Annotated in this window: 15 protein-coding genes and 2 pseudogenes; 11 read left to right on the top strand and 6 right to left on the bottom strand. The window is 48.0% G+C overall.

What is annotated here, in order from left to right:
• The first annotated feature begins 117 nt into the window (after positions 1 to 117).
• Both C2U37_RS24775 and C2U37_RS24770 read left to right on the top strand, forming a co-directional pair.
• Positions 118 to 4,215, top strand: coding sequence for a tetratricopeptide repeat protein (locus C2U37_RS24775; protein ID WP_158656299.1), 4,098 nt, complete (start codon positions 118 to 120; stop codon positions 4,213 to 4,215).
• The gene (locus tag C2U37_RS24770; RefSeq protein ID WP_143239023.1) at positions 4,208 to 6,082 is read left to right on the top strand and encodes a hypothetical protein; all 1,875 of its coding nucleotides are present in this window, start codon (positions 4,208 to 4,210) and stop codon (positions 6,080 to 6,082) included. The genes C2U37_RS24775 and C2U37_RS24770 overlap by 8 nt, the downstream gene beginning before the upstream one ends.
• 140 nt (positions 6,083 to 6,222) lie before the next feature.
• Here C2U37_RS24770 and C2U37_RS21830 read toward each other — a convergent pair.
• From C2U37_RS21830 to C2U37_RS21815, 4 genes and pseudogenes are all read right to left on the bottom strand, one after another.
• Positions 6,223 to 6,876 (bottom strand): annotated as a pseudogene (locus tag C2U37_RS21830) (integrase core domain-containing protein); the annotation flags it as partial.
• 75 nt (positions 6,877 to 6,951) lie between these two features.
• Positions 6,952 to 7,707: an IS21-like element ISAs29 family helper ATPase IstB gene (gene istB, locus C2U37_RS21825; protein WP_077097809.1), complete on the bottom strand. Its 756-nt coding sequence runs from the start codon at positions 7,705 to 7,707 to the stop codon at positions 6,952 to 6,954.
• A gap of 14 nt (positions 7,708 to 7,721) precedes the next feature.
• A complete protein-coding gene (gene istA / locus C2U37_RS21820; RefSeq protein WP_104453043.1) occupies positions 7,722 to 9,263 on the bottom strand; it encodes an IS21-like element ISAs29 family transposase in 1,542 nt (513 codons plus the stop codon).
• A 222-nt stretch (positions 9,264 to 9,485) separates the two neighbouring features.
• A pseudogene (locus C2U37_RS21815) lies at positions 9,486 to 9,866 on the bottom strand (helix-turn-helix domain-containing protein); the annotation flags it as partial.
• Between the two features lie 507 nt (positions 9,867 to 10,373).
• Here C2U37_RS21815 and C2U37_RS21805 point away from each other — a divergent pair.
• The 6 genes from C2U37_RS21805 to C2U37_RS21780 are packed head-to-tail and all read left to right on the top strand — an operon-like array spanning position 10,374 to position 17,776.
• Positions 10,374 to 11,246: a TnsA endonuclease N-terminal domain-containing protein gene (locus C2U37_RS21805; protein WP_077097813.1), complete on the top strand. Its 873-nt coding sequence runs from the start codon at positions 10,374 to 10,376 to the stop codon at positions 11,244 to 11,246.
• Positions 11,236 to 13,392 (top strand): transposase, encoded by a 2,157-nt coding sequence (locus C2U37_RS21800; protein ID WP_077097815.1) that lies wholly within the window; start codon positions 11,236 to 11,238, stop codon positions 13,390 to 13,392. Before C2U37_RS21805 ends, C2U37_RS21800 begins: the two co-directional genes overlap by 11 nt.
• 2 nt (positions 13,393 to 13,394) lie before the next feature.
• Positions 13,395 to 14,834, top strand: a complete 1,440-nt coding sequence (locus C2U37_RS21795; RefSeq protein WP_077097817.1) for an AAA family ATPase — start codon at positions 13,395 to 13,397, stop codon at positions 14,832 to 14,834.
• Positions 14,831 to 15,790, top strand: a complete 960-nt coding sequence (locus C2U37_RS21790; protein WP_077097819.1) for a TniQ family protein — start codon at positions 14,831 to 14,833, stop codon at positions 15,788 to 15,790. The genes C2U37_RS21795 and C2U37_RS21790 overlap by 4 nt, the downstream gene beginning before the upstream one ends.
• A 3-nt stretch (positions 15,791 to 15,793) precedes the next feature.
• Positions 15,794 to 17,416, top strand: a complete 1,623-nt coding sequence (locus C2U37_RS21785) for a TnsD family Tn7-like transposition protein (RefSeq protein ID WP_077097821.1) — start codon at positions 15,794 to 15,796, stop codon at positions 17,414 to 17,416.
• Positions 17,417 to 17,476: 60 nt separating this feature from the next.
• Positions 17,477 to 17,776 (top strand): hypothetical protein, encoded by a 300-nt coding sequence (locus tag C2U37_RS21780; RefSeq protein ID WP_024941359.1) that lies wholly within the window; start codon positions 17,477 to 17,479, stop codon positions 17,774 to 17,776.
• A 216-nt stretch (positions 17,777 to 17,992) separates the two neighbouring features.
• Here the strand turns inward: C2U37_RS21780 and C2U37_RS21775 are convergent, their stop codons facing one another.
• On the bottom strand, positions 17,993 to 18,436 hold the full coding sequence (locus C2U37_RS21775) for an antitoxin Xre/MbcA/ParS toxin-binding domain-containing protein (RefSeq protein WP_077097823.1): 444 nt from the start codon (positions 18,434 to 18,436) through the stop codon (positions 17,993 to 17,995).
• 408 nt (positions 18,437 to 18,844) lie between these two features.
• Here C2U37_RS21775 and C2U37_RS21770 point away from each other — a divergent pair, with 408 nt between their 5' ends.
• On the top strand, positions 18,845 to 21,667 hold the full coding sequence (locus C2U37_RS21770; RefSeq protein ID WP_104453042.1) for an ATP-dependent DNA helicase: 2,823 nt from the start codon (positions 18,845 to 18,847) through the stop codon (positions 21,665 to 21,667).
• Positions 21,664 to 22,983, top strand: coding sequence for a tetratricopeptide repeat protein (locus tag C2U37_RS21765; protein ID WP_104453041.1), 1,320 nt, complete (start codon positions 21,664 to 21,666; stop codon positions 22,981 to 22,983). Before C2U37_RS21770 ends, C2U37_RS21765 begins: the two co-directional genes overlap by 4 nt.
• On the opposite strand, the gene C2U37_RS21760 is transcribed toward C2U37_RS21765, so the two are convergent.
• Positions 22,930 to 24,132: an ISL3-like element ISAeme19 family transposase gene (locus C2U37_RS21760; protein ID WP_076611394.1), complete on the bottom strand. Its 1,203-nt coding sequence runs from the start codon at positions 24,130 to 24,132 to the stop codon at positions 22,930 to 22,932. The genes C2U37_RS21765 and C2U37_RS21760 overlap by 54 nt on opposite strands.
• 319 nt (positions 24,133 to 24,451) lie before the next feature.
• Between C2U37_RS21760 and C2U37_RS24765 the strand changes: the two genes are divergently transcribed.
• Positions 24,452 to 24,892, top strand: a complete 441-nt coding sequence (locus C2U37_RS24765) for a hypothetical protein (RefSeq protein WP_158656297.1) — start codon at positions 24,452 to 24,454, stop codon at positions 24,890 to 24,892.
• Positions 24,893 to 25,137: the final 245 nt, after the last annotated feature.

The raw sequence follows: 25,137 nt of genomic DNA, 5'->3' as shown, positions 1-25,137 counted from the left end.
AGTTGATAAGAGAAGAGCCCACCAAAAGAGGTGACGCTACCAACCAATACCGAAACGGCGCAGATATCCAAGCCATTTGATAAGGAAACTCCACCTTCAGAGAGGGTTTAGAACAACATGAATATTGATTGGGATGTTGTGCGAAAAAACATAAAATTTTTAGTTGCACTATATAGACCTTCATTAGCGAAAGCACTAAGTGTACCGTTGTTGTTGGCAGGAGTAGGCATTCTCAACACTCCTTTATGGCTAGATATTTTAAATTGGCTTTTGAGTAACCAAAAATTCTTCCCAGAATATAGTGGACCAATATCAACTCCAATGTTTATAACCGGGTGGGTGTTAATTGGTCTAAGTATTTTTATTTATTTTATTGAAGTGTGGCTTCAAATTAAATCAATGCGCCAGGAAAGTGAAAAAAAGCTACTGGAAACCGTTAAAAATCATCCAAAACAAACAGCGGATTTGATAGTTGATCAGATGAGGGGGGCCGGATTTACCGCTCAGCATCTTCAAGACGAAAGAATAGAAAAACTTGCCCACGAAATTACCTTGCTGAGATTTTTCGGTTCTTTTCCTAAGAAAGAGAAATCGATTGCTTTAGCAGAAAGCATTATTGATGGAGAGCTGTCCGGCGGCACCCCTCAAGTAAAAGCTAGGGCGCTAGCGCTAATTGCAAGATACTTATGTGTAGGAGAAAGGGCTCAGCTAGCGAAAAAATGGCTATCATGTTCTAAAAAATTGTGTCAAACGGAGGAGGCTGCGATAGCACAGGCCTTTATCGATGCTATTGAATTGAACAGAGTAGATGCGGCGTCTGGTTTGCTTGCAGGGGGGGCTTCAAATTATTCTGCCTTTTTTATGATTAAAAAAATAGTAGAAGGAAACGACGCTGCTTTGCTCTGGTTAGAAAGTGCAGGATTAAGCTCTCAAGATTTAGACAATGATGGCAAAGTCTTTTTGGTTTCTACATTGTTGATAGAGCATCAATGGGAAAAGGCTTTAGATTCGGCGCAGGCGATAGGCGACGCATCATTTTATATTTCACCAGCACTGGCGCAGATTTCTGCGTTTGCATTCTTGGTAAATGCAATTAAGGCGGTTGAACTCCGCGAGAGCGTGTTGGCTTTTATTCCTTTAGCAGCAGATAAGTTTCCACTTGCAGATGATTCTGAATCGACAGCGCTTAGAAATAGAGCTGTCGAACTATTCAAATATTGTTCAGGTCAGGCAAGGCACCTCGGTGCTGAAGATGTCGCTAATATATCAGATAAATATGTGTTGTGGTTACAGCTTAGAAACAGTGAAACACACGAACAAGCAATTTCAGAACTTGAGAGCTACTTTGTTAGTTACACTCAGAAAACACTTGAGAATTTGTCATTGGCATTTGCTTTTGGAATTGAAATCGATTTTGATGCGATAGAAAAGGAAGTAAATAGACAAACAGCACTAAGTCCAGAGAATGATGCAACTCTTGGTTTAGCCAGATTTGTATTGGCACAGGTACAACAGCCAATATCGGCAGCAGTGGATTATATTAACCGCCACAGAACTCAAATGGAAGCCGCCGTTAATTCCATTGCAATTAGTATGCTAGAGATAGAGGCATTAGCGAAGTCAGGGTTGGTCGATGATGCACAACAGCTTTTACAGAAGGTCGGGAATTCTGGAGCGTCAGATGCTGATGTCAGAAAGTTGCAAAATATCATCGAATCAGTTAAGGGGGCTGACCCAGTTGCATTAGCTATAAGTCAATATCAACAAAGTGAAGATACAAGTGATCTTGCTCATTTGGTTAATTTGTTAGAAAGGACAAATCGAGGTAGTAAATACTACTCATACTGCCGAGATCTTTTTTACCGAACAGGCCAGGAAACTGATGCTATCAGAGTCTGTAATGCGGCCTGTTTATTGGGGCGGTTTGCTGAACTTCATCAGTTTTTATTAGATAAGATAGATCTTGTAAAAAGAAGCGAGAGGCTGCAAGCCCATTGGGCTTGGTCTCTTTTTAGAAAAGGAGACTTAATCGGTGCTCATGAACAGATTGTTCGATTGAAGCAGTATAAGTCGCAACAGACTGATCTTAAAACTCTTGAGATCAATCTAGCTATATTTGGTGGTGACTGGGAGTCTCTTAGCATTTTTGTGGAAGATTGCTGGAATAATCGGGATGAGTTAAAGGCCAATGACCTTTTACAAGCTGCCCAGTTAGCTAAAGCAATTTCTCCACGGAGAGCAAGGCAAATTTTAGATTTCTGTACAGGAAAATATATGGATGATCCTCAAGTGCTAGCATCATCATACTTCATCGCTACAACAATGGGCACGGAGGACAATCAAGAAACATCAGCATGGCTCAATAAGGCAATAGATCTCTCTAATGACAACGGTCCATTGCGAAGGGCATCATTCGAAGACCTAAGGGAGATGGTGTCCGAGGCTAGAGAGAAAAATGAGAGGGTCTATAAAGCCTATTTAGATGGCGATGCACCCATTTTTACAGTAGCGGAACTATTGAATAAGACAATGTCTGATTTTTATCTGATCCAGCCATTTGAAAATAAAAAGGCTAAAGATATAAGGCGGAAAAATGTAATTCCGCTATTTCATGGTGTAAGGTTGGATCAGGTCATTGTTGGTAATACAATTGTAGTCGATGCTTCCAGTGCTTTGGTGATGGAAAATATTGGGATATTAACCCATCTGTTTGATTGTTTTGAAAAAATAGTTATCCCGCATTCTTTTATGCGATGGCTTTTTGAAGAGAAGCAGAAAGTTGCTTTTCATCAGCCGAGCCAAATTGAAAAGGCAAAGTATTTTGAGCGGCTTGTTACTGATGGCAAAATTTCCGTTTTTCATCCTAAGAAAATTAATAATCCTGAGCTGGCACTAGATGTAGGTGAAGAGCTTGCGTTTATGCTAGAAGAGGTGCGTGAGAATCCTGCGAATGAGTCGCAATCTGTGGTCGTGTGTTCCTACCCTGTATATAAGGCAGGAGGCACCTTTAGAGAGGTGGAAGCTGACCTTTCTTTATTTCATCACAGTCTTACTTCATGTTCCCAATTAATAAAAAAACTCAAAGATCTAGCCGTAATCACTGAATTTCAGTGTGTTAAAGCCTTAAATTATCTTAGCCAGCACGAAAAAGAATGGCCTGTCGATCTTGAAGTGTTCAGTGGAGCACGATTATTTCTCGATTCACTGTCAATTACCTACCTGATTACCGTTGATATGCTTGATAGACTTAGCGAAGCCGGATTCGAAGTGTATGTATTTAAGGGCGAGCGTGATAGATATAGAACGCTGATAAACTACGGTTCAGTTGTCGAGCAGGCAGATTCGAAAATAGAAAGTATAAGAAAGTTGTTTTTTAATGGGCTTACATCTGGGAAAGTTACACTCGCTGAAATACCTTTAAAAAAAGACCAAATAGCTGCTTCTGAGAACAATTATGCCAAGCCAACAGAAGAGCTTTTTGAGGCGCTAAAAATATGCGATGCAGCTTTGATAGATGATCGATTTATGAATAAGCATCGAAATATTGCATTTGATGAAAGAACAGTACCAATCTATACATCATTAGACTTTATCGAGACGCTACACCATAAAGGACTTATTTCTAAAGCTCAGAAGCTTGAATTCAGAACATTACTTCGGGAGTTTGGGTTAGAGATTGTTAGCATTTCCAGTGAAGAGCTTGAATATCACCTAAATCACTCCGTTATGTCTGATGGTGAGTTTAAACCAACTAAACAGCTAAGAATGATAAGAGAAAATCTGTTTTTGATCAGGATTAGTGGTCTGGTTCAGCTCCCAAGAGATGCCCAGTGGCTACATGAGACGATGAAGACTATTGCAAAAGCAATAAAAACTCAGTGGACCGCCGATATCTCACCTGAACTAAGTCGCGCTAGCTCCTGCTGGCTATATGAGCTTATGGGTTATAGGGAGTGGGCCCAAGCTCATAAAATAAGAGGGGATGAAGGTATGGCCTATTTAGGCGAGGTTATTAAAGTGAATTCAGTGTTGATTCCGCCGGAGTCTTTATCAGACGAGCAAAAGAAAGGCTACAAAGCATGGTTGGATGAGTTTGTTTTGGGGCCGCTAAAGGATAATGACCCGTGGAGCTTTAAGACTGTAATTGATTCGATGAAGTCGGAGGTTAAAAGTATCGCTCAGAAATCGATACTGGAGGAAGAGGTTTATGACTAACTCATATTCAGTGCGAGCTTATATGGTTTCGCACACTCTCAATTTATTCCCCAGTTTGGTGAGAGAGGAACTATTATCTGATAGTAAGTTGTTGGAAGAACTAGAGCTAGTAACAGATGTCACGATTAGTTTTGGTGATAAAGAAGTCGCATTTTCCAGAACCGCTCTCTTTAAAGCTATTCGCAGTACTTTTGACAATGTCGAGGAAGAGTCCTCCTTAGAGGATATTAATCGCAATGTTTGGTTTCTACGAAATATTCCAGAAGAAAGTTCAGCATTTTCTTTAACCAAAGGTGATGTGCAGATACTTAATAATAGTTTTTGGCCGCTTTTGGGAGATATCGACAGACGGTTAAGTATATTTGAGACAGTAGCGAAGAAGAGTTGCCTTTCGAAAGAGGAGTTTGAGTACTGGAGAGCAGTTCTCTCAATGGAGGCAGTAAGTGATGATGATGTATCTGACTTGTTGCTTGATTTGGATTTATCACCAGCCCACATTAAAGGTGTGTTAAAGAATGAGTTTCAAGGACCATCAAATAGTGTTTCAACACTGGTCCCAAATGAAATCCGTTATTATGAACGGCTTGTGGGTAAGTACAGCGGGAGTAAAAACATTGAGGAGTTCTGTAATAATGAACTCAAGCAGTACCTCGAAGGTAGAATAGAAGGTGGAGTAACTGAAAATAATTTATTGCTTTGTATGCATAAGTCAATATCAAAAGTCATTTCAACTAGGCTCGTTGACGAAGATTCGTATCAGTCAATAGCAAAGCGAGCAATTGAAAGCAGTCATCCGATACTTTTGATATCTTGCCTTGAAATCGGTATTTTGAAATTCGCAAATTCATTAGATGCGACTCTTAAAGCTCTTTTTGAGAGTGTGTCGGCTGTAAAAACATTAGAAAATCTACGTCTTTTTTGCTCGATGGCTGTTTTCGTCGATGGTGAACTGGCGCGACTTCAGATATTTCGCAGTATGCCACCATTCTACCGGCGTCTCGCTTCACTTGCCCAGTCAGCCTTAATTGTTGAAGCTGCACTGGAAGAAAATGTTACCTTTGACAAAGTAGAGCAATGGGCGGCTCAACAGAGAGGGCTTTATTTTTACTGTCAAAATTTTATTGATCTACTAGAGGAGCCAAGATGGTTACCAACGTACTTGACAGCAGATCAATTCATTAATGAGATTTATGGACGGGTATATAATGTATGTCAAGAAGTTGGTGAATTCGAGATCGCTGAATGTCTGCAAGAAGAGCTTATGACTGGTTCTCGACTCAATATGAATTCGTTTTTACCTGGACCGTTGGAAGGTAACTCTATTCCAGCTGATGTGCCGAGAGAAATATTTAATTTGCTTGATAAGCAAGTCGGCGCTAATGTTTCATTAGCATCGTTCAAAGTTTTGATGAATTCAGCGCCTTTCTGGAAAATTGATGAAAAATATTTGGAACATACAGTTTCGCTGTTAGAAAGCGCACAGCATAAGTTATCCTCGGTAAACGATAAAGATTCAGTCTATCAGGTGCTGAACGGGTTAGCGCAAGTTTCTTGTCTGACTAGAAGCAGAAAGCTTTCTGCGTCGGTAGTGATTTTAAGTCGTCTATATCGGGACTATATTGATGTGGACTCTGAGCCCGAAAACTATCTTTCATTAGGTTTAGTCGCAGGAGCTGCCTTTGAGGATAAGAATGACTGGGCTGAATATATAGGGCAATGGTGTACAGAATTAGCATATCTGCCAATCAGTGATGATGCAATTTTTAGAATAGAGGCAATGCTCGAAAGGCTTTGCATCTTGGAACCTTATTTGTATCACACCTGTTCAAAGGCTCTAGACATATTTAAGATGCTGAGTAGAAAATAATTTGTATTATCAACTGGTGTCCTGACATTAAGGGAAGGTTAGGGAAAGAGCGAATAAGTCCTTGATGTGAGATCATAAGCCTCTATTGGTATGTACAGATCTAGTTATCACCTGACACCGGCCTCAAACCGGTGTCTTGTTTACGCTATTTTAGTGCGCACTTCCTTCGGTATCAATTTCAGACTCTTCTTGAACATGTTGTAGGGGGGTTGACCCTCCATCATCCTGCCTTGATGTGGCCGCTGGGTGTTGTAGTGCTCCAGGTAGCTATCCTGGTCTGCCTGCATCTGTTCTACCGACTCATACCAGGTCGTCCTCCCCTTGATACGGAAGTGTTCATCCAGCAGTGTGCGATGCAGTCGCTCGATAAAGCCGTTGCGCTGCGGCCTGCGTACCTTGGTTGTCCGGTGCTCAATCCCCTCCAGTTGCAGGAACAGCTCGTAGGGATGGTGGTCAGGTCGTCCACAGAACTCACGCCCGTTGTCCGACAAGATGGTATAGATCAGTGCCTCGTGGGCTTCGAAAAACGGCAGTACCGTTTCATTGAGCACATGGACCGAGGTCACCGGCAGCTTGCTGGTGTAGAGCCCCCAGGCGTGGCGACTGTAGCAGTCCAGTACTGTTTGCAGATACACCTTACCAACCCCCTTGAGCGCGCCGACGAAGAAGGTATCGACCGCCACCAGTTCCCCGGTGTAGTGGACCTCAATCTGACGTTCGCGAAACTCGGGGCTGAAGCGCTCTAACAGGCGAATTTGCTCGTCATTGAGCTCAATGGTCTGCTCACGGTGCGTATTCCGGCGAAGTTGAACAGCCATTCCGGCCAACGTGAACCCCCTGATCCTTAACGCGCTCACGTCATCTCGTTTCTAACTCGACTGTTCAGATTGGGTCAACTCACTTCTCCTCTTCCTCATCGATTCTCCCTTCAGTGGCAGCCGGTGAGCGTTGTGCATCAGCCGGTCCAGGATCGCATCTGCCAGGGTGTTGTCACCCAAGCTCGCGTACCACTCTTCAGTTGGCAGCTGACTGACCACTATCGTCGAGTATTTCCCATACCGATCATCCATGATCTCCAGCAGTGCGTTGCGCTGTTCGGCATTCACCGCCTCCAGTCCCCAGTCATCCAGGATCAGCAGCTCTATCCTTGCCAGTTGACCCAACAGTCTGGCGTAACTGCCATCTACCTTGGCCTGGCTCAGCTCAAGCAGCAGACGTGGCAGCCGGTAGTAACGAGTGCTATGCCCTTGCTGACAGGCTTGGTAGCCCAGCGCACAAGCCAGGTAGGTTTTTCCACAGCCACAGGGGCCGGTAATGAGCAGGTTCTGGCCCCGGCGCAGCCACTCTCCTTGGGCCAGGTTTGCTACCTGTGACCGCTCCAGGTTGCGTGCTGACTGGTAGTCCAGCTCCTGCACCGTGGCCTGGAGTTTGAGCCTTGCCTGCTTGACCAGCCGAGTTTGCTTACGCTGCTCCCGGCTCAGTTGTTCGTGTTCGACCAGCAGGCTTAGCCGCTCGATGAAGGGCAGCCCTTCGTAGGTACTCGCATGTTCCAGTTGTTGTTGCACGGCATCCGCCATGCCGGTCAGTTTCAGGTTTCTCAGGCGGGTCAGGGTTTGTTGGGTCATGGGGCGTATCCTCTTTAGTGGAAGCTCTGGGGACCACGGATGTTCTCGTGCTCTTGCGGTAACTCTGGGTAGCTCAGCGGGCTTGCGGGCAGTTGGTCGCGGCCACTGGTCAGCACCGACTTGAGCTGTTTGAGTCGCACCAGACCTTCCCGGTTGGCCAACTGGCAACAGGCTTCAACCCGTGATGGCGGATACTCCCGGCTAAGACTCAGCAGCCCCAGGCAGAGTCGGTATGCCTGCTCGGCATGGGCTTTCTCTTCCAACCGTTCGCTAACCCAGCACAAGGTGCTCGGTCCGATGTCAGCAGCCCACTGTTTAAGACGCCCTGGGGTCCAGCGTTGCTGCTTGCTGTGACGTTCCGGCATGTGCTCAGGGAGCGTGCTCATCCCCGGGATGGTTTTACGTGGATGGCTCGCGACCAGCTGTTGCTGGTGATAGACCTGAAGCAGTGTGTCGCCTGCATGGAGCTCCAGTTGCTGACCCACATACTGGTGTGGCACCGAGTAATGGTGCCGCTCATAGCTGACGTGATAGTCGATGTTGACCTTGACCGTTTTGATGGCGACATAGCGATAGGGATGCACCGGCAGTGGTCCCAGTGCCGGGCGGTCCAACTGCTCAAATGCGTCACGTCGGTTACCGGGCAGTTGCTTGAACGGACGCTCGTTGAGTTCGTTCAGCAAGGCACGGATGCACTGGTTGAGTTCGGCAAGCGAGAAGAAGGTCTGATGGCGTAGACGGGCCAGGATCCAGCGCTCGACGATCTGCACACCCACCTCCGCCTTGGCCTTGTCCTTGGGCTTGTAAGGACGAGCTGGCATCACCGCCACCTGATAGTGCTCGGCCAACTGCTGGTAGCTGGGGTTGAGCTCGGGATCGTATCGGCAAGCCTTGCTGACACCGCTCTTGAGGTTGTCGGGGATCAGCAGTGCCGGTGTCCCGCCGAAAAACTCAAAGGCACGGACATGGCTTTGCAGCCAGTCCGGCAGTGACTGTGACCAGGTGGCCTCGGCAAAGGTGTAGTTGGACGCACCGAGCACGGCGACAAAGACTTGTGCCTGACGGACCTCACCCGTGGTCGGCGACACGATGGGCACCGTGGGCCCGCAGTAGTCGATAAAGAGCTTTTCCCCCGCCTTATGGATCTGGCGCATGGAGCGCTTTTGCAACTGACACCAGGACTTGTAACGGTCGCAGAACTGGGAGTAGCTGTAACAGCTATTGGGATAGCGCTGGGTGTACTCCTCCCAGAGCAGCTGTTTGGAGACCCCCTTGCGCTTGAGCTCCTGATGGACAGAGGGCCAATCCGGCACGACATGGCAGGCCGATATGGTGGTATCGGCCTGCGGATAAAACAGGGCAGCCAGTCGGCCATCATCAAGCTCGGTGGGCAGGGGCCAGCTAAGGCCGAGCGCCTGGGCACTTTTGAGGAGTTTCTGGATGGAGCCGACACTGACCTTGGTACAGATACTGATTTGGCGAACAGAGAGGTCAGCTTCCAGCCGCAGTCGCAGCACTTCACGAATTTTACGCATTGCAATCCTCTTGGCAGACATAGGCTCTTCCCTGGCAAAAGGGAGAGCGTATCAAAGGTTGTTAAATCAATGCGTTAAGGATGATTCTGGTGAATGTGAACAGTGATTCCGGGATGTTGAACACTGTTTCCGGAAAGGAGGGGCAAAGTGTTCAGGTTGAGCCGGAATGAGCGTTCACATTGGTCCGGAAATGGTGTTTACGTTGAACCGGAATCGGTGTTCATGATCGGCCGGAATATGCACACGGTGCGTTTTCTCAAGGCGCAGCAAGCGGTCGTGTTTGGAGAGCAAGTCGTGCCGTTGCCACACGCCACGCACTCCACCGGCACTGACGTTGATACCATGCAGAGCCAGTTCTTGGGCGACCCGCAGTGGGCCATGGGTTGGTCTGGTGAGGGAGTAATCGAGGATGGCCTGTTCAATCTCGGGAGCGACCCGATTGGGATGAACCCCTTTGCAGCCGGGCAATTTGTCGAGCAATCCCTCGGCACCATAGGTCTGGTAATTACGGCGAATTTCGTAGAACTGCTGACGGCTGTAGCCGATGAGCTTGCAGGCTTTGCTGACGTTATTGAGCTCTTTGGCGAGCTCTAACAGGCTGAGTTTTACCGGTTGATGAGTCAGGTGATGCCCGGTTGGGAAAAGACCAAAGCGAAGCTGGATGGCATGTCTAATCGCTTGTTGACGTGAGTTATCCGCTCGTCAGTCACCCACAGCCCGGCAGGCCACCCTTGCCGGGCTGAATTTTTTGGTATGGATGCATTGATTGCTCTTCGCATGGAGCCTTTTGTAGCCCAAAATGGACATTTTTTCTGAGCGGAATCACCAATCGCCTCAGAATAATGTTCTATATCCGCCACCCTCTTATGTCAAAAAAGGAATAAAAAATATTTGCTTATTATTTATAAAAATAAATATTCGTGATTATGTATGCTTATGTGATTTTTTATAACTCTATGTTTTTTAAGATAAAAAATGAAATTTTGTTGAGTGTGGCATTTTTGCCATGATAGCGTCGATAGTTATTATTTATAAAAATAAATAAGTAAAAACAACGCCTTACGTGCGCTATTGCGGTTGACGACTCCCTGCCCAGTTACTAGGTTGTATGCAAGTCAGGTAGGAGTAGTCATGCAGCAAAAAACGGTTCAGCAGCCCATCGTCACCGATGCGGAGATCGCAAAAACAGAACGGTACAACCGCAGTATCCAGGCTCGGGGGTATCGGCCCTGGGTCACGGTGCGGCAGTCCCATACCTATGGTCAGGGGCAGATTGTGTATAGTCACAAAACTCGGCGTGAGCATCATCTGCTGAGTCGTGGCGAGAGGGCACCATTTTTCTATTTCGAACGCGATCCAACCGTTATCGACATTCTCGAACAGTATCCGTTACCACTGCATGAAACGCTCAAAATTGCGGCATCTCTGCACATTGTCCATCCTGGTAATTACAAAGAGCGGGCGAATTATGGTGGCCGCATCCCAGCTAAAACTATGACTCAGGATTTTGTCGTGCTGAGGCAATCCGATAGTGGCAAAGCACGATTGACAGCATACAGCTTTAAATATTCCGATGCACTGGATTCTGCGATCACAAGTCCCCGAGTCGTTAATCGAACACGAGCAAAAGAGAAAATTGCTCTTGAGTATTGGCGCACTCAAAATATTGATCATGTGTTGTTAACGGAAAAAAGCTTCAATAAAATACATATATATAATCTGGAATTTCTACGTGAGTGCTTTGATATGCCTGAGTATATACAGGTATCTGAGACCATATACCTCATTGTATTGGGACGTATCAAACATCACCTGATTGCCCATCCCTCAAATACGTTGTTAGTGTTGATCCAGCAGGTGGCCAAGGAGTTGAATGTTTCTGACGTGCAGGTGAAATGTGTATTTCAATATGCAGTTTATCATGGTGTTATCATCGTTGATCTTACACAACGTTTAGAGTTATATAGGCCTGTGCCATTCAACGAGGTGGTCCATGCGAGTTAACCAGAAACTGATCACTAATACAAATGGTGGTTCAGAGTTTCTGATTGTTTCTATTTGTTATGACATGGGGTTGTTAGCTGTAAGTGAATTATTAGATGGGCCACCAAAACGGCCGACTAATCTATTAATCGAGAATGTCGAGTCTAATATTGAAAGTGGTGAGTGGACTCTTGCTGAACATCAATTTCCAAAAATTTTGTTTTCCTCTGATAGTGAGCTAGAACCTCAATGGATCAAGATTCGCAATGAGAGGCTGGCTGTAATCAGTCCGTTGCTTAGTCAGCCTGAATTGTTACATCGCTATTTATATGGTGATGCAAGTGGTATATTGCAAACGTTGATTGAAAATTCCGGTCGAAGTAGGAAATACATTTGCGCTCAATTGAACAGTTATTTCACTTTTGGATCATTTCCAAATTCATTGCTCCCACACTATTTTAATTGTGGCAGCAACTTTCAATTGCCAGATGTGCCCTTAGGTCAGAGAGCAACCAAGAACGGCCCAATTACTCGATATGGTACACCATATCGTGGCATTACTCGGCGAGATATTATACAAATTGAGCGTTTTTCAAAATCTATTAAATCTGGCTCAGACGTGAGGCTGTCAGAGCTATACTTTGACTATTGTTTGAAATATGAGTGTGTCAATGTTTTACCGAAGGGTGTTGAGGATTGTGACGTAGCAGAACCAATTAAAATGTTACTTCATAGGGAAGATTTAATATCACCAAGGATATTTAAATATCATCTAAAAAAATTCGTCAGTAATCTCACGTTCCTAAAAAAACGAGTAGGCAGTATTAATTACTCTCGTGACCATGCAGGAAAGCCAGGTCTTGCCCGTGCGGGCCTGCGGGGGCCAACGTCACGATATGAAATAGACAGTACTATTGCCGATGTTTACATCCGTTACCCGTATAGTAACGATGAACTACTGAGTACTGGAAGACCGGTTATATATTTTGTCGTTGATACCGCCAGCAGTATGATTGTTGGATTGCATGTTGGTTTCGACTCGCCTTGTTGGCATGGAGCAAGCCAGGCTTTATTCAATGCGATGAGCAGTAAGCAAGAGTTTTGTCGGCAGTATGGTGTGGAGATCGAAGAGGCTGACTGGCCCTGCAATTTACCATGTCGTGAATTAACGTTCGACCGGGGCTCTGAGAATACTGATACCAATATTTGCAGCCTGCTGCGCGGACTCATTGGTGTCACAGTTGGTAATTTTAATGCCTATCATCGCGGGGATATGAAAGGCCAAGTGGAGAAAACTTTCGACATTATTCAGACTCTAGCGGTCCCGTTCGAGGCAGGCAAGGTGGTTAAGTATCCACATAAGGAGGATCAGCACGCATCTCGTCGCCCCCTGCTGACGTATGAACAGTTCATGTATCGGCTTATTAATATCATTATCTATTCAAATAATCATCGTCAGCGCGTGACCTCGCACAACCTAGAAATGTCACGTGATGGGGTTGGTTTTACTCCTCGTGATGTATGGAACTGGGGTCTGAAAAATTCAGTGATGGTGAGGCCTGTTCCCATAGACCGCCTGCGATTTGCTCTGTTGCCAGAGGATGAGGCTACGGTGCGTGCTGAGGGGATATTTTTTCGAGGCCTTTACTATAGCAGTAATGAAATTGTTCGAATGCAGTGGCTGGATCAGGCGAAAAATCTCGGGCGTTTCAAAATCAGAGTCAGGTACATAGATACATGTACTAATCATCTTTGGTTTAAAACTGAAGATAGTGATGAGGTCTATCAGGTTGAGCTGACAGATCGCAGTGAGGCATATCGGAATCAGGTTTGGGCAAATGTCATGCATCGCCTGTATATTGTTAAACAACAATTGGCTGCGTTAGATGAGAAGAGATTCAATGCTCGCGCAGTGTTAGAAATGGACTTTCGCGAATGTGATGAGGTAATTCGAAAAACTAATCGTGGACTGAAAAAATCCACTGCAAAAAATATACAGTCAGGAATGAAAAGCCATAAACAGGTCGAAGGGAACTTGCAACGTCATCATGAGGAAATGGCTATTGCTGCTGATTTAAGAAATACATATCAGCAAGATAATTATATTAAAAAAACACCCAGTCAGAACCTTGCTGATCCGACAATATTTACAGTTCAGGAGAAATAGTCATGGCCGCACCTCAATATTACCCACATCCCAATTCAAAATATCGGGGAAACCCCTATATCGAGGGGCTTGGCTTGCCGCTCTCAACGGCACAATTTTATGCGAACTGTGAGATCCCTTTTCAGTGTGATCTGGATCTTGCAGGGGTGGATGAATCGCTGCATTCATATTTTATCCGCACTGCCATAGATCAACTGGCGGACGTGTATACCTCTCCAGATGAGGCGTACCGTTTATATGACCAAATACGACGAATGATCGAGGCCGGGTATACTCGACGCAATCCTGTGGGGGCAGATGTGCGCCGGATATTAGCTGCAATTGATCGTGACAAAGCCGAGCCATGGAAAGCCTCTCATGTACTGAGTCTTGGGTTGTCTGTTCAGTATAGCCTGTTACTGCTAGGGCTCAGCGGACGTGGGAAGAGCACGATGGTTAGGCAAATTTGCCAACAGATACCACAAACGATAGAGCATGATCGCTATACGGACCTGCATGGTCACGAAATTATTGTGAGTCGAGTGCAGGTGACCTATCTGTACATTGAAATTCATGATCGCCGTGGCCAAAAAGCACTTTTGCTGAACTTGTTAGAATCACTCGACGCTGTCACTGGTGAGAGTTATAGCCATACCCATAGGAACCGCTCTGTTAATGAGTTGATTTCGGTAGTGCAAAAATCGTTTATCGGCCATGGGGTTGGTTTGCTGATCCTTGATGAAGCGCAAAACCTGGCCAGGTCTGCCAAGAATGAAGTGATCAGTAACAACGAGAAAACCACCATGAAATTTTTAGAGGAACTATTAAATCGAGTGGGGATCCCGTTGATGTTTGTCGGAACATTGGCCACGATGAAATTGTTTGATAGCGAAATGACGCTAACCCGCCGAGCAACTAAAAATGGATTTATGCAGTTGGTTAGCTGCGATATAAATAGCTCATTTTGGCTGCGTTTTATCCGCCTGATATGTCAAACCAGATTTCTGAAAAACCAGAAAACATCAGAGGATGTGTTACGCCAACATATACATTATTTGAGTGCCGGTATCCCGGCTATTGCAACCAGTCTAGTTCGCGCCACGCTATCATATCTAACCCTGCTGAAACCAACAGATCAAGATCTCTCGATCGCAGCATTGGACCTATGTTTCAATCGCGAATTTAAAATCCTCCAGCCTGCGTTGAGTGCTCTGCGTAAAGGTGATTACTACCAATTTGAGGACTTATCGCCGATGTTACTGCTCGAATCAGTGGGAAATAGTCAGGTTGTTGATGGAGACGCATATTCAGCAGAAGGAGAAATCCTGCTGCAAGGCGAGGTTAAAATCACCAAAAAGCTGCCAAAAACAGAGGAAAAGAAGCTAAAAACTTTAGAGCAATTATCCCCGGATTCATTGCTGGGGCAACTCGGTTACTCTGTAGATAAGGGGTCGTGGAAATGATCCTCCATCGGCTGGAGTTGCTACCTGGTGAGCATTTAGGGGCGGTAGTTGGCCGGATGCATGTGCTGAGCACGCACGGGACGTTTACTGCAACGGCCCAGGTGCTGGGGCTGAGCAGCCCACAAATCCGTCCCCATCGTTTATGTCATCCCGACGATCCTGTCCTCGATACCCAATTTCGGGCCCGACACGTTCAACGTGCGTGGCAGGATCACTCTGTCGGCAATTATTTAGCTTCTTTTTTGACTCCGGATGAGCAGAGGATAGTGACATCAGCACTGGCGGGCCGTTCTCAGCTTCGGTTACGGGTGACTGGCCTGCACAATGTACAACACCAATATTGGCGCTGGTGCGCAGACTGTATTGCCGAGGATTATGAGCTCCATGGTATGCCCTACTACCACCGAGATCATCAACTACCAGGAGTGTTCCATTGTTATCGGCATCAATGCGGTTTGTCTGGTCACTGCGCAGGCTGTGGTTTTTCTGCCAAATTATTGTCGGAACAACTGATCCCACCATACGAGGGCCTCTGCCCCCATTGTGGGCACTGGATGGGGGGATACGATGGTCATTTTTCCGAGCGGATGAAAGAGATTGAGTTGGCGTCGCTGGCATTAGCCCAGTCCGCGAGTGCTCTCACCCTGTGTGCGCTAACTCAGCTGGTGACTGATTCGATGGGCATCTCGGGCGAGGCGATGCGCACGGTCAAAAGTATCAAAACGATCAATGCGTGGTTTCAGCAGATGGACTCGCAATGTGATCCCCTGGCACTTACTGCGTATTTCACCAATAGTGGGGGGCCAGGTCAGGTATGGCAATTACCCCCACAGCTGCGCAATGCACGGGGCTACCATGAGAAGTCAGCCCGAGATCCGTTGCACCCTCTGGCCCATCTAATGATGTTGCAGCATGCAGGCGTCGATCTGGTGGGGCTCTTGGGATCTGAGGGGTGATCAGTGTTGACCTCGGTGATCCCCACCTATATTCCTGGCGAGTCGGCCTACAGCTGGGTCAGCCAGTATTTTGTTCATTCGGCATACAGTGATCGAAACCATTTTTGTAACCAGCTATTCCACTGTCCTGCTGTTCGGTTGCATCCGGCATTACCAGGCCATATTAAGGCGGCTGCCCAGGCGGCGGGGGTGGATCCGCAATACCTGCTGCACCACGGCTCGGCCTTCCCATTGTTCGCCCTGACGCTGAACAATAAGCACCAAGTCCACGCCCTGGCTGCCGCCATGCTGGGTGAGGGGAGGGGAATAATGGCCCTGTCAGGACAAGCCGCCAGCAAACTAAGGGTCGGTGGCGCTTGCCTGAAATGGTGTCCGGCCTGTCTTCTAGAAGATGAAAAGCAGTTCGGGTGTGGGTATTGGCATACGGTACACCAGTTGTATGGGGTCACGGCCTGTGCCAAGCATGAGCTACGATTGCAAACCCTGGCGGCCAGTGCGGGAGGTATTGATCGGCGACTGCTAATACCGGATCCCGAGATACCCTGTGAACCATCGCGTCCATCTGAACAGGAAATCAAACTTTCTACATATATCACCGCTATGCATCGGTATCTGTGCGTCCAGTCGCCAACGGAGTCGCTAGCTGAGCTGTACCAGCGATGGCTCGGGCAACAGGGCTATCTGACGGCCAGAGGCCATCTGCGTAGCCAGCCCCTGTTGCAGGCCATGACGGAGTTCTGGCAGGGGTTGTTTGCCGATATAACGCCAATAGTGCCGCCGGGGCTGGCCAACTATCGATACGTCTCGGGGCTGGTGCACGGTGACCGCAGTCACCACTACCTGAAACATGTGATGCTGATGGCGTTTGTAAGCCGTAGCCCAGCGGAATTTTTTTCTATCAGTAGCCCAGCTGCGGTGCAGATACAATCCACTATGCCTAGCGACGGACAGCTATCAGAAACAGCAATACTGACATTGTTGGTGAAGCGGGTTTCCATGCGACAGATTGCCTGCCAGACCGGATACAGCATCGGCTATATCAAGCAACTCGCCCTGAGACACAATCAACCGGTTGATCACCGTGCCAAGCGCATTACAGCTGAAGTTGAGCGGGGAATATGGCGTCAGGCGTTCATGGGGGGATCACGGCAGCAGATCGCGCACAGTCATGGCGTTTCTGTCGGGGCGGTCGAAGCCATTATTCAGAGCCACCAAGGGCTGTCTGACTGGCGACGGCATTTGAGAAGGGTTAACCGTCTCCGTGAGCACCGTGTAACGGTGGCTGCATATTTGGCAAAACATGCTGATGCTAGTCGAGGCTTTGTCGAGCAGGTGTGCAGAACGGCTTTCACCTGGCTCTATAAACATGATCGTGCCTGGTTGTATCAACAGTTACCTGCCGCCAAGCGAGCAGTTCACCATCCCAGTGTGGATTGGGAAGAACGGGATAGGAAACTGGCTGAGCAACTGGGGCTGCTGGCCGAGCAGGCAAGCTCTCTATCTGCACTGGAACGGGCAGTCGATAGGCCAGACTGCCTGAGGAAATACAAAACACGTCTACCGCTCAGTTACGCATTGGCTGTGCGGCTGGTTGCGGCGTATGCCGCTCAACATCCTATGCCCTGATGCTCGCCATCGATACCTATACAGGTTCTGATATCAGGCATCACAACGAGGAGTATTGCCATGAAGGTCGAAGCAATCGTTCCTACCACACAGGTCGTCGATATTTTGTGCGATGTCTGTGGTGCTAGTACTACTAAATCGCTCGGTACGCAGGAATTCGGCACGCTGGAAGCTTGCTGGGGTTATGGTTCGCAGCACGATGGTGAACGATATCAGGTACACCTATGTGAAGGCTGCTTTTTTGGGGCGCTGGCCAACCTGAGACAGGAGCATCGGTTGATGAATATGTTTTCGGATGATTATCAACCCGCAGACCCTGATCAATTTGGGAAAATTGAAGGCAATCGAGAGCTTATCTAACCACGATTTGAGTGGTTGTGTTGATCGGCTCATCAAGTGAGTCGATTGGTCGAGGTCATCGGCTCATCAAGTGAGTCGGTTGGTCGAGGTGATCGGCTCATCAAGTGAGCCGATTGGTCGAGGTGATCGGCTCATCAAATGAGCCGATTGGTCGGGGTGATCGGCTCACCAGATGAGCCTATTGTTGGTGCTTTATGGTCACGTATGAACTGTTAATCAACAGGGGATGCCATGCCGAATCCGGCCGACAAGATCGATAACTGCCTGCGCTCCCATAGGCGTAGTAATCACATCGGCCGGTTTTTCACCACCTAATCCCCACGCAGAGCGGGTGAGCCATCTCATCGTTTTAGCAGTATCTCCCCGGTGTAGGGATATGGCTGCGTCCACTGCTAAGGCTGCCCAGTAAACGCGATCTCCCTGAGCTGTCGATAAGCGATTGCCCCGTTTGATTTGGCGATTCAGTGTGTCTCGGCTAATGCCAATCATCTGGCAAATTGTTCGGGTATTAGACCCCAATAGCGTGCTCAGTTTGACGACGATCTCAGGAGATACACCAGACACTATGTGCTGATGGGCGGCTAGCCAGTTACGTGGTAGACCGAGCGACTCCAGAACAGATAGATTGCTGGTTGGGGGAGATTGCTCTACATGAGTCATGATTAGTCTGCGCCTCCGTCTGGGGGTTGTTGATGGCAGCCCAATGCGAATCATCACTCAGGAGTTCATTGGGTCATCATCTAGTTTGGGGTATTCGTGAGCGGTTGACCACAAGAACGATAAACATATTAAATCCTTTTGAATCAGTCTCTTATATTTTTTGTGCCGATTGGCCCCCGCGATCTTCAACGCAGGTGTTTGCATCAGGCACTTAATGACTACAATCTACGAGTCACTAGGACCATATAACTAGCATCCAATCTATGCAGGGTCATTCGCGGGGTCTGTCTAGTGGTCAGCTAAATACTCGCAAGATATAGTGGTTGTGACATACACCCAGCATTAACTACATGTTTTAGGTTACGCTGGCGAACTGTACTTGAATTGTTGCCTTATGAAAAAATCCAAATGAATCCCAGTAATTTTGAGCCGTTAAAAGCCTGTTGGCCACAGCTATATCAGCATGCTGCTTTCGCTGAGCAATATGCGCACACGGATCCACACACAGTTGCAGTAAAGCTTCGCTGCTTCGCGGAAGTACTGGTTGGTATCATATACAGAGAACTGAGGCTGCCCAGTGAGTTAACTGACGGTTTTTTCGAAAAACTCAAATCTCCCTATTTCCAAGACGCAGTTGGTGAATCCGTATGTCAGAAACTTCACGCCTTGCGTATCCTCGGCAACAAAGCCGCTCATGGCTGCTCGATAGATGCTCAGACTTCCTTGTCACTGATTGAAGAGGCATACCTTCTCGCATTGTGGTTCTACAAAACCTACAGCGGTGATGTTCTCGAACCGTATCCGGCTTACATCCCACCGGCCAAGGCCTCGGAAGGCGTTGCTGTCCCCGACACCGACACAAAGGCAGAAATGCATGCCGCTGCTAAGGAGGAATTGAGCCGCTTGGAGGCTTCTGAGAAAGCTGCGCAAGCAGAGATCGCTAACCTCAGCCAAGCTCTCGACGAAGCAGCGCTTGTCAGCTTCAAGCATGCTTCCACCAATGCCTCAAGGGCAATTGACTTCAGCCCTTCTAACACGCGCAGGTTGATAAGTATTTACGACGTTTTCGCGGGATATGACCTGACCGACGGTCAGGCGAAACTCGTCAGCCAACTTGAACGATTCCTAGATGGCAGAATAGAAAGCGTTTTTCTCCTCAAAGGCTATGCGGGAACCGGCAAGACCTTTATCACTAAGGGGCTGACAGAATATTTTCGTGCCATTGGGCGCAATTATGTTCTAGCTGCGCCAACAGGCAAGGCTTCCAAGGTGATCGCAAGCAAGACTAAATCACCCGCATACACGATTCACAAGACCATCTACTCGTTCGATGATATAGCTGAGTATTGCGACGACGATACCGACGGTACCGAAACCTACAAATTTTACGCCAGACTGAATGTTAACTGCCTCTCTTCCGACACAGTTTACATCGTGGATGAAGCCTCAATGATTTCGGATATCTATCAAGAGGGCGAGTTTTTCCGATTCGGAACGGGATATCTGCTTGCTGACTTCCTAAAGTTCGTAAATTTGGATCACAATGATCACTGCAAGAAGGTAATTTTCATCGGTGATGATGCGCAACTGCCACCGGTCGGGATGAATTTTTCCCCCGCATTAGATTCTGACTACCTATACCGCGAACATCACGTGCGCTCGACTGAGTTCGAGTTATCTGAGGTTGTCCGACAGAAATCGGAAAGCGGCGTAATGGCGAACGCAGTTCCCCTTAGAAGCGCATTGCGTGCCAAGTCTTTCAACCAACTGGTAGTTGATTTCAGTTACCCCGACGTTCAGAAGGTCGAACACCAGGATTTGATGGGGCGATATCTCGAATCCTGCGGGAACAAGATAAACGGAGAATCGATACTTATTGCTCACTCTAACTCCGAAGTCGGTGACTACAATCGCCTGATTCGTGAGCATTTTTTCCCTGGCTACCCGGAAGTTGTACCGGGAGATAAGGTGATGGCTGTCTCCAATAGCAACGCATACGGGATATTCATTTCGAATGGCGATTTCGGCTTGGTTCGGCAGGTGGGCACGGTCACAGAGAAACGCACTATTAAACTAAAAAGGAAAATCCAAGATTCAGGGATGCTTGAGGAGATCCCCGTCTCGCTGCTTTTCAAAGACGTGATTATCGGCTTCAAAGACTTCGATGGCGTCGCGCACTTTTTTCAAGCCAAAATCATAGAGGATCTGCTTTACAGCAAGGAGTCTGCATTATCTTCTGATCAGAACAAGGCTCTTTATCTCGATTTCTGCATCCGAAACCCTCAGTTGAAAAGAAAAAGCGTGGAGTTCAAGCAAGCATTGAAAACAGACCCGTATTTCAATGCTCTTAGGCTAAAATTCGGCTACGCAATTACCTGCCACAAAGCCCAAGGCAGCGAATGGAACAACGTGTTCGTGAAATGCAAGAGCCATCAAAGCCAACTGACGGCCGACTATTTCCGATGGCTCTACACCTCAATAACGCGTACTGCCCAAAAACTCTATTTGCTTGACCCGCCTAATCTACAACCGTGGAGCGGCATTAAAATTGTCTCAAACCCTGTACGGGGTCTATTCGATGCCGCAGGAGCTCTAGAAGTCTGCCCTTCAGCCTCTGTTTCTTCACCTCCCTCATCAATGGGTGCATCCGCTACGGAGAAGTATGAAACTTTCGGCATTCCCTGCAACGCCAAGTTTCTACTCTCGATACTGACGGAGGTTCATAAACTTATCGATGGAAAGGGCATCGTTATAGTAAATATTTCTCATAACCAATACCAAGAGGCCTACCACTTCAATCGTGAAGCGGAGTCCGCCCGCGTAGATATAACCTACAACGGCAAGCATAAGATTACCGATGTTATCGAACGGAACTTAAACGACTTGGGCGTCGAGGTTGCATCCCTACTTTCCCCTCTCAAAGGCAGGCTGATTTTTCCTGAAAGTGGTTCAGCAATTGCGGAAGCGAGTTTTTCCAAACAGTTCCTGAATGACTTCCACCAGAAGGTCATCGGGCTGTGCAGCGCGAGCGGAATAACGGTTCAGAATGTCGTAGAGCAGCAATGGTTTCTGCGCTATCACTTTGTCAGGGACGGATCTGTCGCCGTTTACGACGTTTGGTACAATGGTAGAGATCAATTTACTAAATGTCAGCCCGTGATAACTGCCTGCACACCTAGCCCATTGGTCAGAGTAATTGGCCAGATGCTTACAGAGGGTATGCGAGGATGATTACACGCACCGACGTTTACGCAAAACGCAAGCAGGGGGATGTTGATGAGGCATATCGCATGGCATTGGAGCTCATGGGATCACTTGATCGTGATTACTGGGATAAGAAAGCTTATTGTTGGTGCTTAATAGACCTTATCAAACGTGATGCCAGCAATGGGATGCTTGATAACCTGCCCCATTATCGTAGCCAACTGGAGAGTATTAGAGTTGACCCATCTGACGAGGTTCTCACGAAGGGAATTCGTAGTGCCCTAGCTTTGTGCAGCCCCTGTGGGCGGGAAATCAGTCAAGCCAAAGCTCTTAGCAAGGCGGGCAGACATGCGGAAGCAGTCGCCGCATACCGAAAGGCTCTGGCTCAATGCCAGGCAGACAGGGAAACACAAACGGGGTTCGGCTGGGAGTTGTTCAAACACTCCAAGGCGCTGATTGCTGCCGAGAACGTCAATATCGGAACGATCAAACGCAACCTGAACGACTATCTCAAACTGGATGTTGAAAAGCCTTCACTCCTGCACGCTTGCTTTCTCCAACTCGCCTCAAAACTGGCGGGTCAAGACAAATTGAGTATGCTCGTTTTCTCTCGTCTGTGGAATCTGGAATATCTGCGTCCTGAGGATTTCGAGCGATATCGCTCGGAAGACGGAAAGGAGTATCCGTCCCTGGCTGAGAGGGTACTCCAGCAAGCGGGAAAGGAAGCCGCTGCCTCCGAAAACGAGCGAGAGCAAGAATACGTCCTCCCTTACATCGATGCGGCGATCGAGCGCTTTCCAGACAACATCTGGCTCAAATTGGACAAGGCAAAGGTGCTTATCTCCATCGGTATGCATGCCGAAGCTTTGGCTTTCGGTCTCGCCGTCGCCAAGGCCAAACCGAACGACTACTGGGCTTGGGGTTTGTTGGGTGACATCATTTCTCCGATGGATCGGAATGCAGCCATCGGCTGTTATTGCAAAGCATTGTCCTGCCGTGCCGAGGATAAGTTCACAGGAAAAATAAGGATTAGTGTCGCTCAATACATGTTGGAAGGTAGCGATTTGGCCGCAGCTAAGCTTGAAATTGAGACCCTCATGCGTGTGAAGGAGAGCGAGGGGCATAAAATCCCCGAAGTGGTAGCGGAAATCGCCTCCCGGCCCTGGTTTGCTGAAACACAGGCAGCCTCGTCCAACCATGATTTCTATAAGTCCCGTTCCCCGGTTGCCGAAGCCCTATTGTGGAGTGACTTGCCATGGGTCAATGCAAACGTGGGTGAAAAATTTGGTTCATCGCGGCTTTCCGGGGAAGGCCGCCTTGATTTTCAGAAAAAAGTATTCTGAGTCCCTAAATCCATATGCCATACGCTTTATCACTTTGATCTTGTTGTTCACCCCTTCCAGCACACTCGTGTGCATCGGGTAGTTTGCACTCGCCAGGATCCCCCGCATATATTTCGATAAATTTCGACCAAATCGTTGCAGCGGCGCTAGCCCGCTTTCCTTCACCTGCCGCATCCAGCTCCGCCATCGTCGCCATCCTTCCCACACGCTCGGCGCATACCAGATGCCCTTCAACCCCTCTTTCAGCACGTACACCATCGCCAGCGGTTGATTCGCCGCCAACAGCTCCTGCAACTTCACATCCTGTTTTTCACTCAACTTCGCCCGATTACGTAGCAGCAACCAACGCGCACTTTTGACCACTTTTCGCGCCGGTTTATCGCTTTTCAGTGCATTCGCCTGCTCCACTCGCACCCGGTCCACCACCTCTCGGCCATAGCGAGCCACCACGTGGAACAGGTCGTAGACCACCTCCGCCTGCGGGCAGTGTTGCTTCACCTCCAGGTCGAACGCCGTGTTCATGTCCATCGCCACCGCTTCAATCTGCTGGCATCGCTCGCCGAGCTGCTCGAAGAAGGGACGGATAGCGGCCCGGCTGTTGCCGTGCCCCACCCACAGGACGCGGGTTCGCTCGGCATCCATGATCACGGTGGCATAGCGGTGTCCCTTGTGCAGGGCAAACTCATCCATCACCAGCCGCCGCACCTCCCCAAGTTCGATGGTGCCCACACTGGTCTGCAAACGGCGCTTGTCGATCTCCTTGATGGTGTGCCAACCGACCCCGGTGAGCTGGCTGACATGGCGGATGGGGAGGTACTGAACGAGCGCTTCAATCCAGCACTGCATGCGCCGGGTGAGGCGGGAGCCAGAGGGGAGCCAGTCGATATGTTCACTGACGCGACCACAGCGCAGACAGTCGACGCGGCGAACAGGCAGTTGTAACCAGACTTGTCGGTCAAATAGGTCTCGCTCACGCACCCGGCGGATACGTTGGTCGTGGATCAATGGCGTGGGTTGCAGGCATCGGCGACAACGGGGCAACAGGTCGGCGCGAGGCTCAAGGGTAAACAGGGTGTGATGGTTGGCAGAAAGCGCTTGGGCGATGACGGTATAACCTGGCCAGAAGGAGGCAATATCAATATGATGCACGGCGACAGCAGGGTGATGGTGGTGGTGTGTTTGGAGACAGCCAGTTTACCAGCACCCTGTCTGTCAACTTCCACTTCCCCAAGATCCCGCGAAGAACCAAAAATTTACCGTTCTCGGCAAAGATGGTAAGTCGATACAGAAGCGAAAGATATTCCTTGAAACATCCACCTTCCCTTCGGAGGAGAGCATTCCCGAATCAAAACTCGGAGGAAAAAAATTCATCCTTGGCGACGCGATAAGGGTCAAAGGCGAGATCGACGACAACCAGCGCTTCAAGATTTTCCTTCTCGACAGTAGGGCGTCCAAAACGAGGTGGGATGTGTTCCACGAGATAATTGGCGTTGTTGATCACGTGAATCGCGATAGAGGGGTTCTTCATTTTATTGTTGATCGTATTATTGACGGACTTGTTCCTCTTAATGATTTGACTGAGTCGTTCTCTGAAGGGGATTCGATTGCTCTCAGGTTGTCTAGGTACATATCAAAAGACGGGCCTAAATATCGAGTTTGCCAAGCTACTCCCACAAGCAAACAACCAAGCGAACACATCAAGAAGCAGTTTAGCGATAAAGTTCGCGTGTCCAACGGAATGGGATTTACGGAAAATGACATATTTATTGCTCCTCCACTGGTTGTGGAGCACAACATAAAAGATGGCTTGATGATATCCGGTACGGCAGTTCTCAATTTCAACAAAAAACGCGGTACTTGGGGATGGAAAGCCGTTTCTATTGCGCAGGCTTTCCCGATGGAGTCCTAGGGTAAGGCTCGATGTGGAACGAATAGGCGTGCCAATGATTACGTCATATTAAGATGTGGCGGGTTTCGGTTTCCAACTTCAATGTCCTGTTTGTTTGTGGAGCGGATGGAGAATCTCTTTCAAGTTTCCAACTTAATTGTCATATTGGGAATCGCTAAGATATTGAATTTTTTGACCAGAGAGTTTCCAACTTAAATGGTAGTGATCAGCGCCGTAAGGCTGACTGCCAATATGCACAAGGCCAC

The organism is Aeromonas sp. ASNIH1 (assembly GCF_002934285.1).
Taxonomy (GTDB): domain Bacteria; phylum Pseudomonadota; class Gammaproteobacteria; order Enterobacterales; family Aeromonadaceae; genus Aeromonas; species Aeromonas caviae.
Note: the sequence above shows the minus strand (reverse complement) of the source record. Positions and strands in the feature narration are given on the sequence as shown.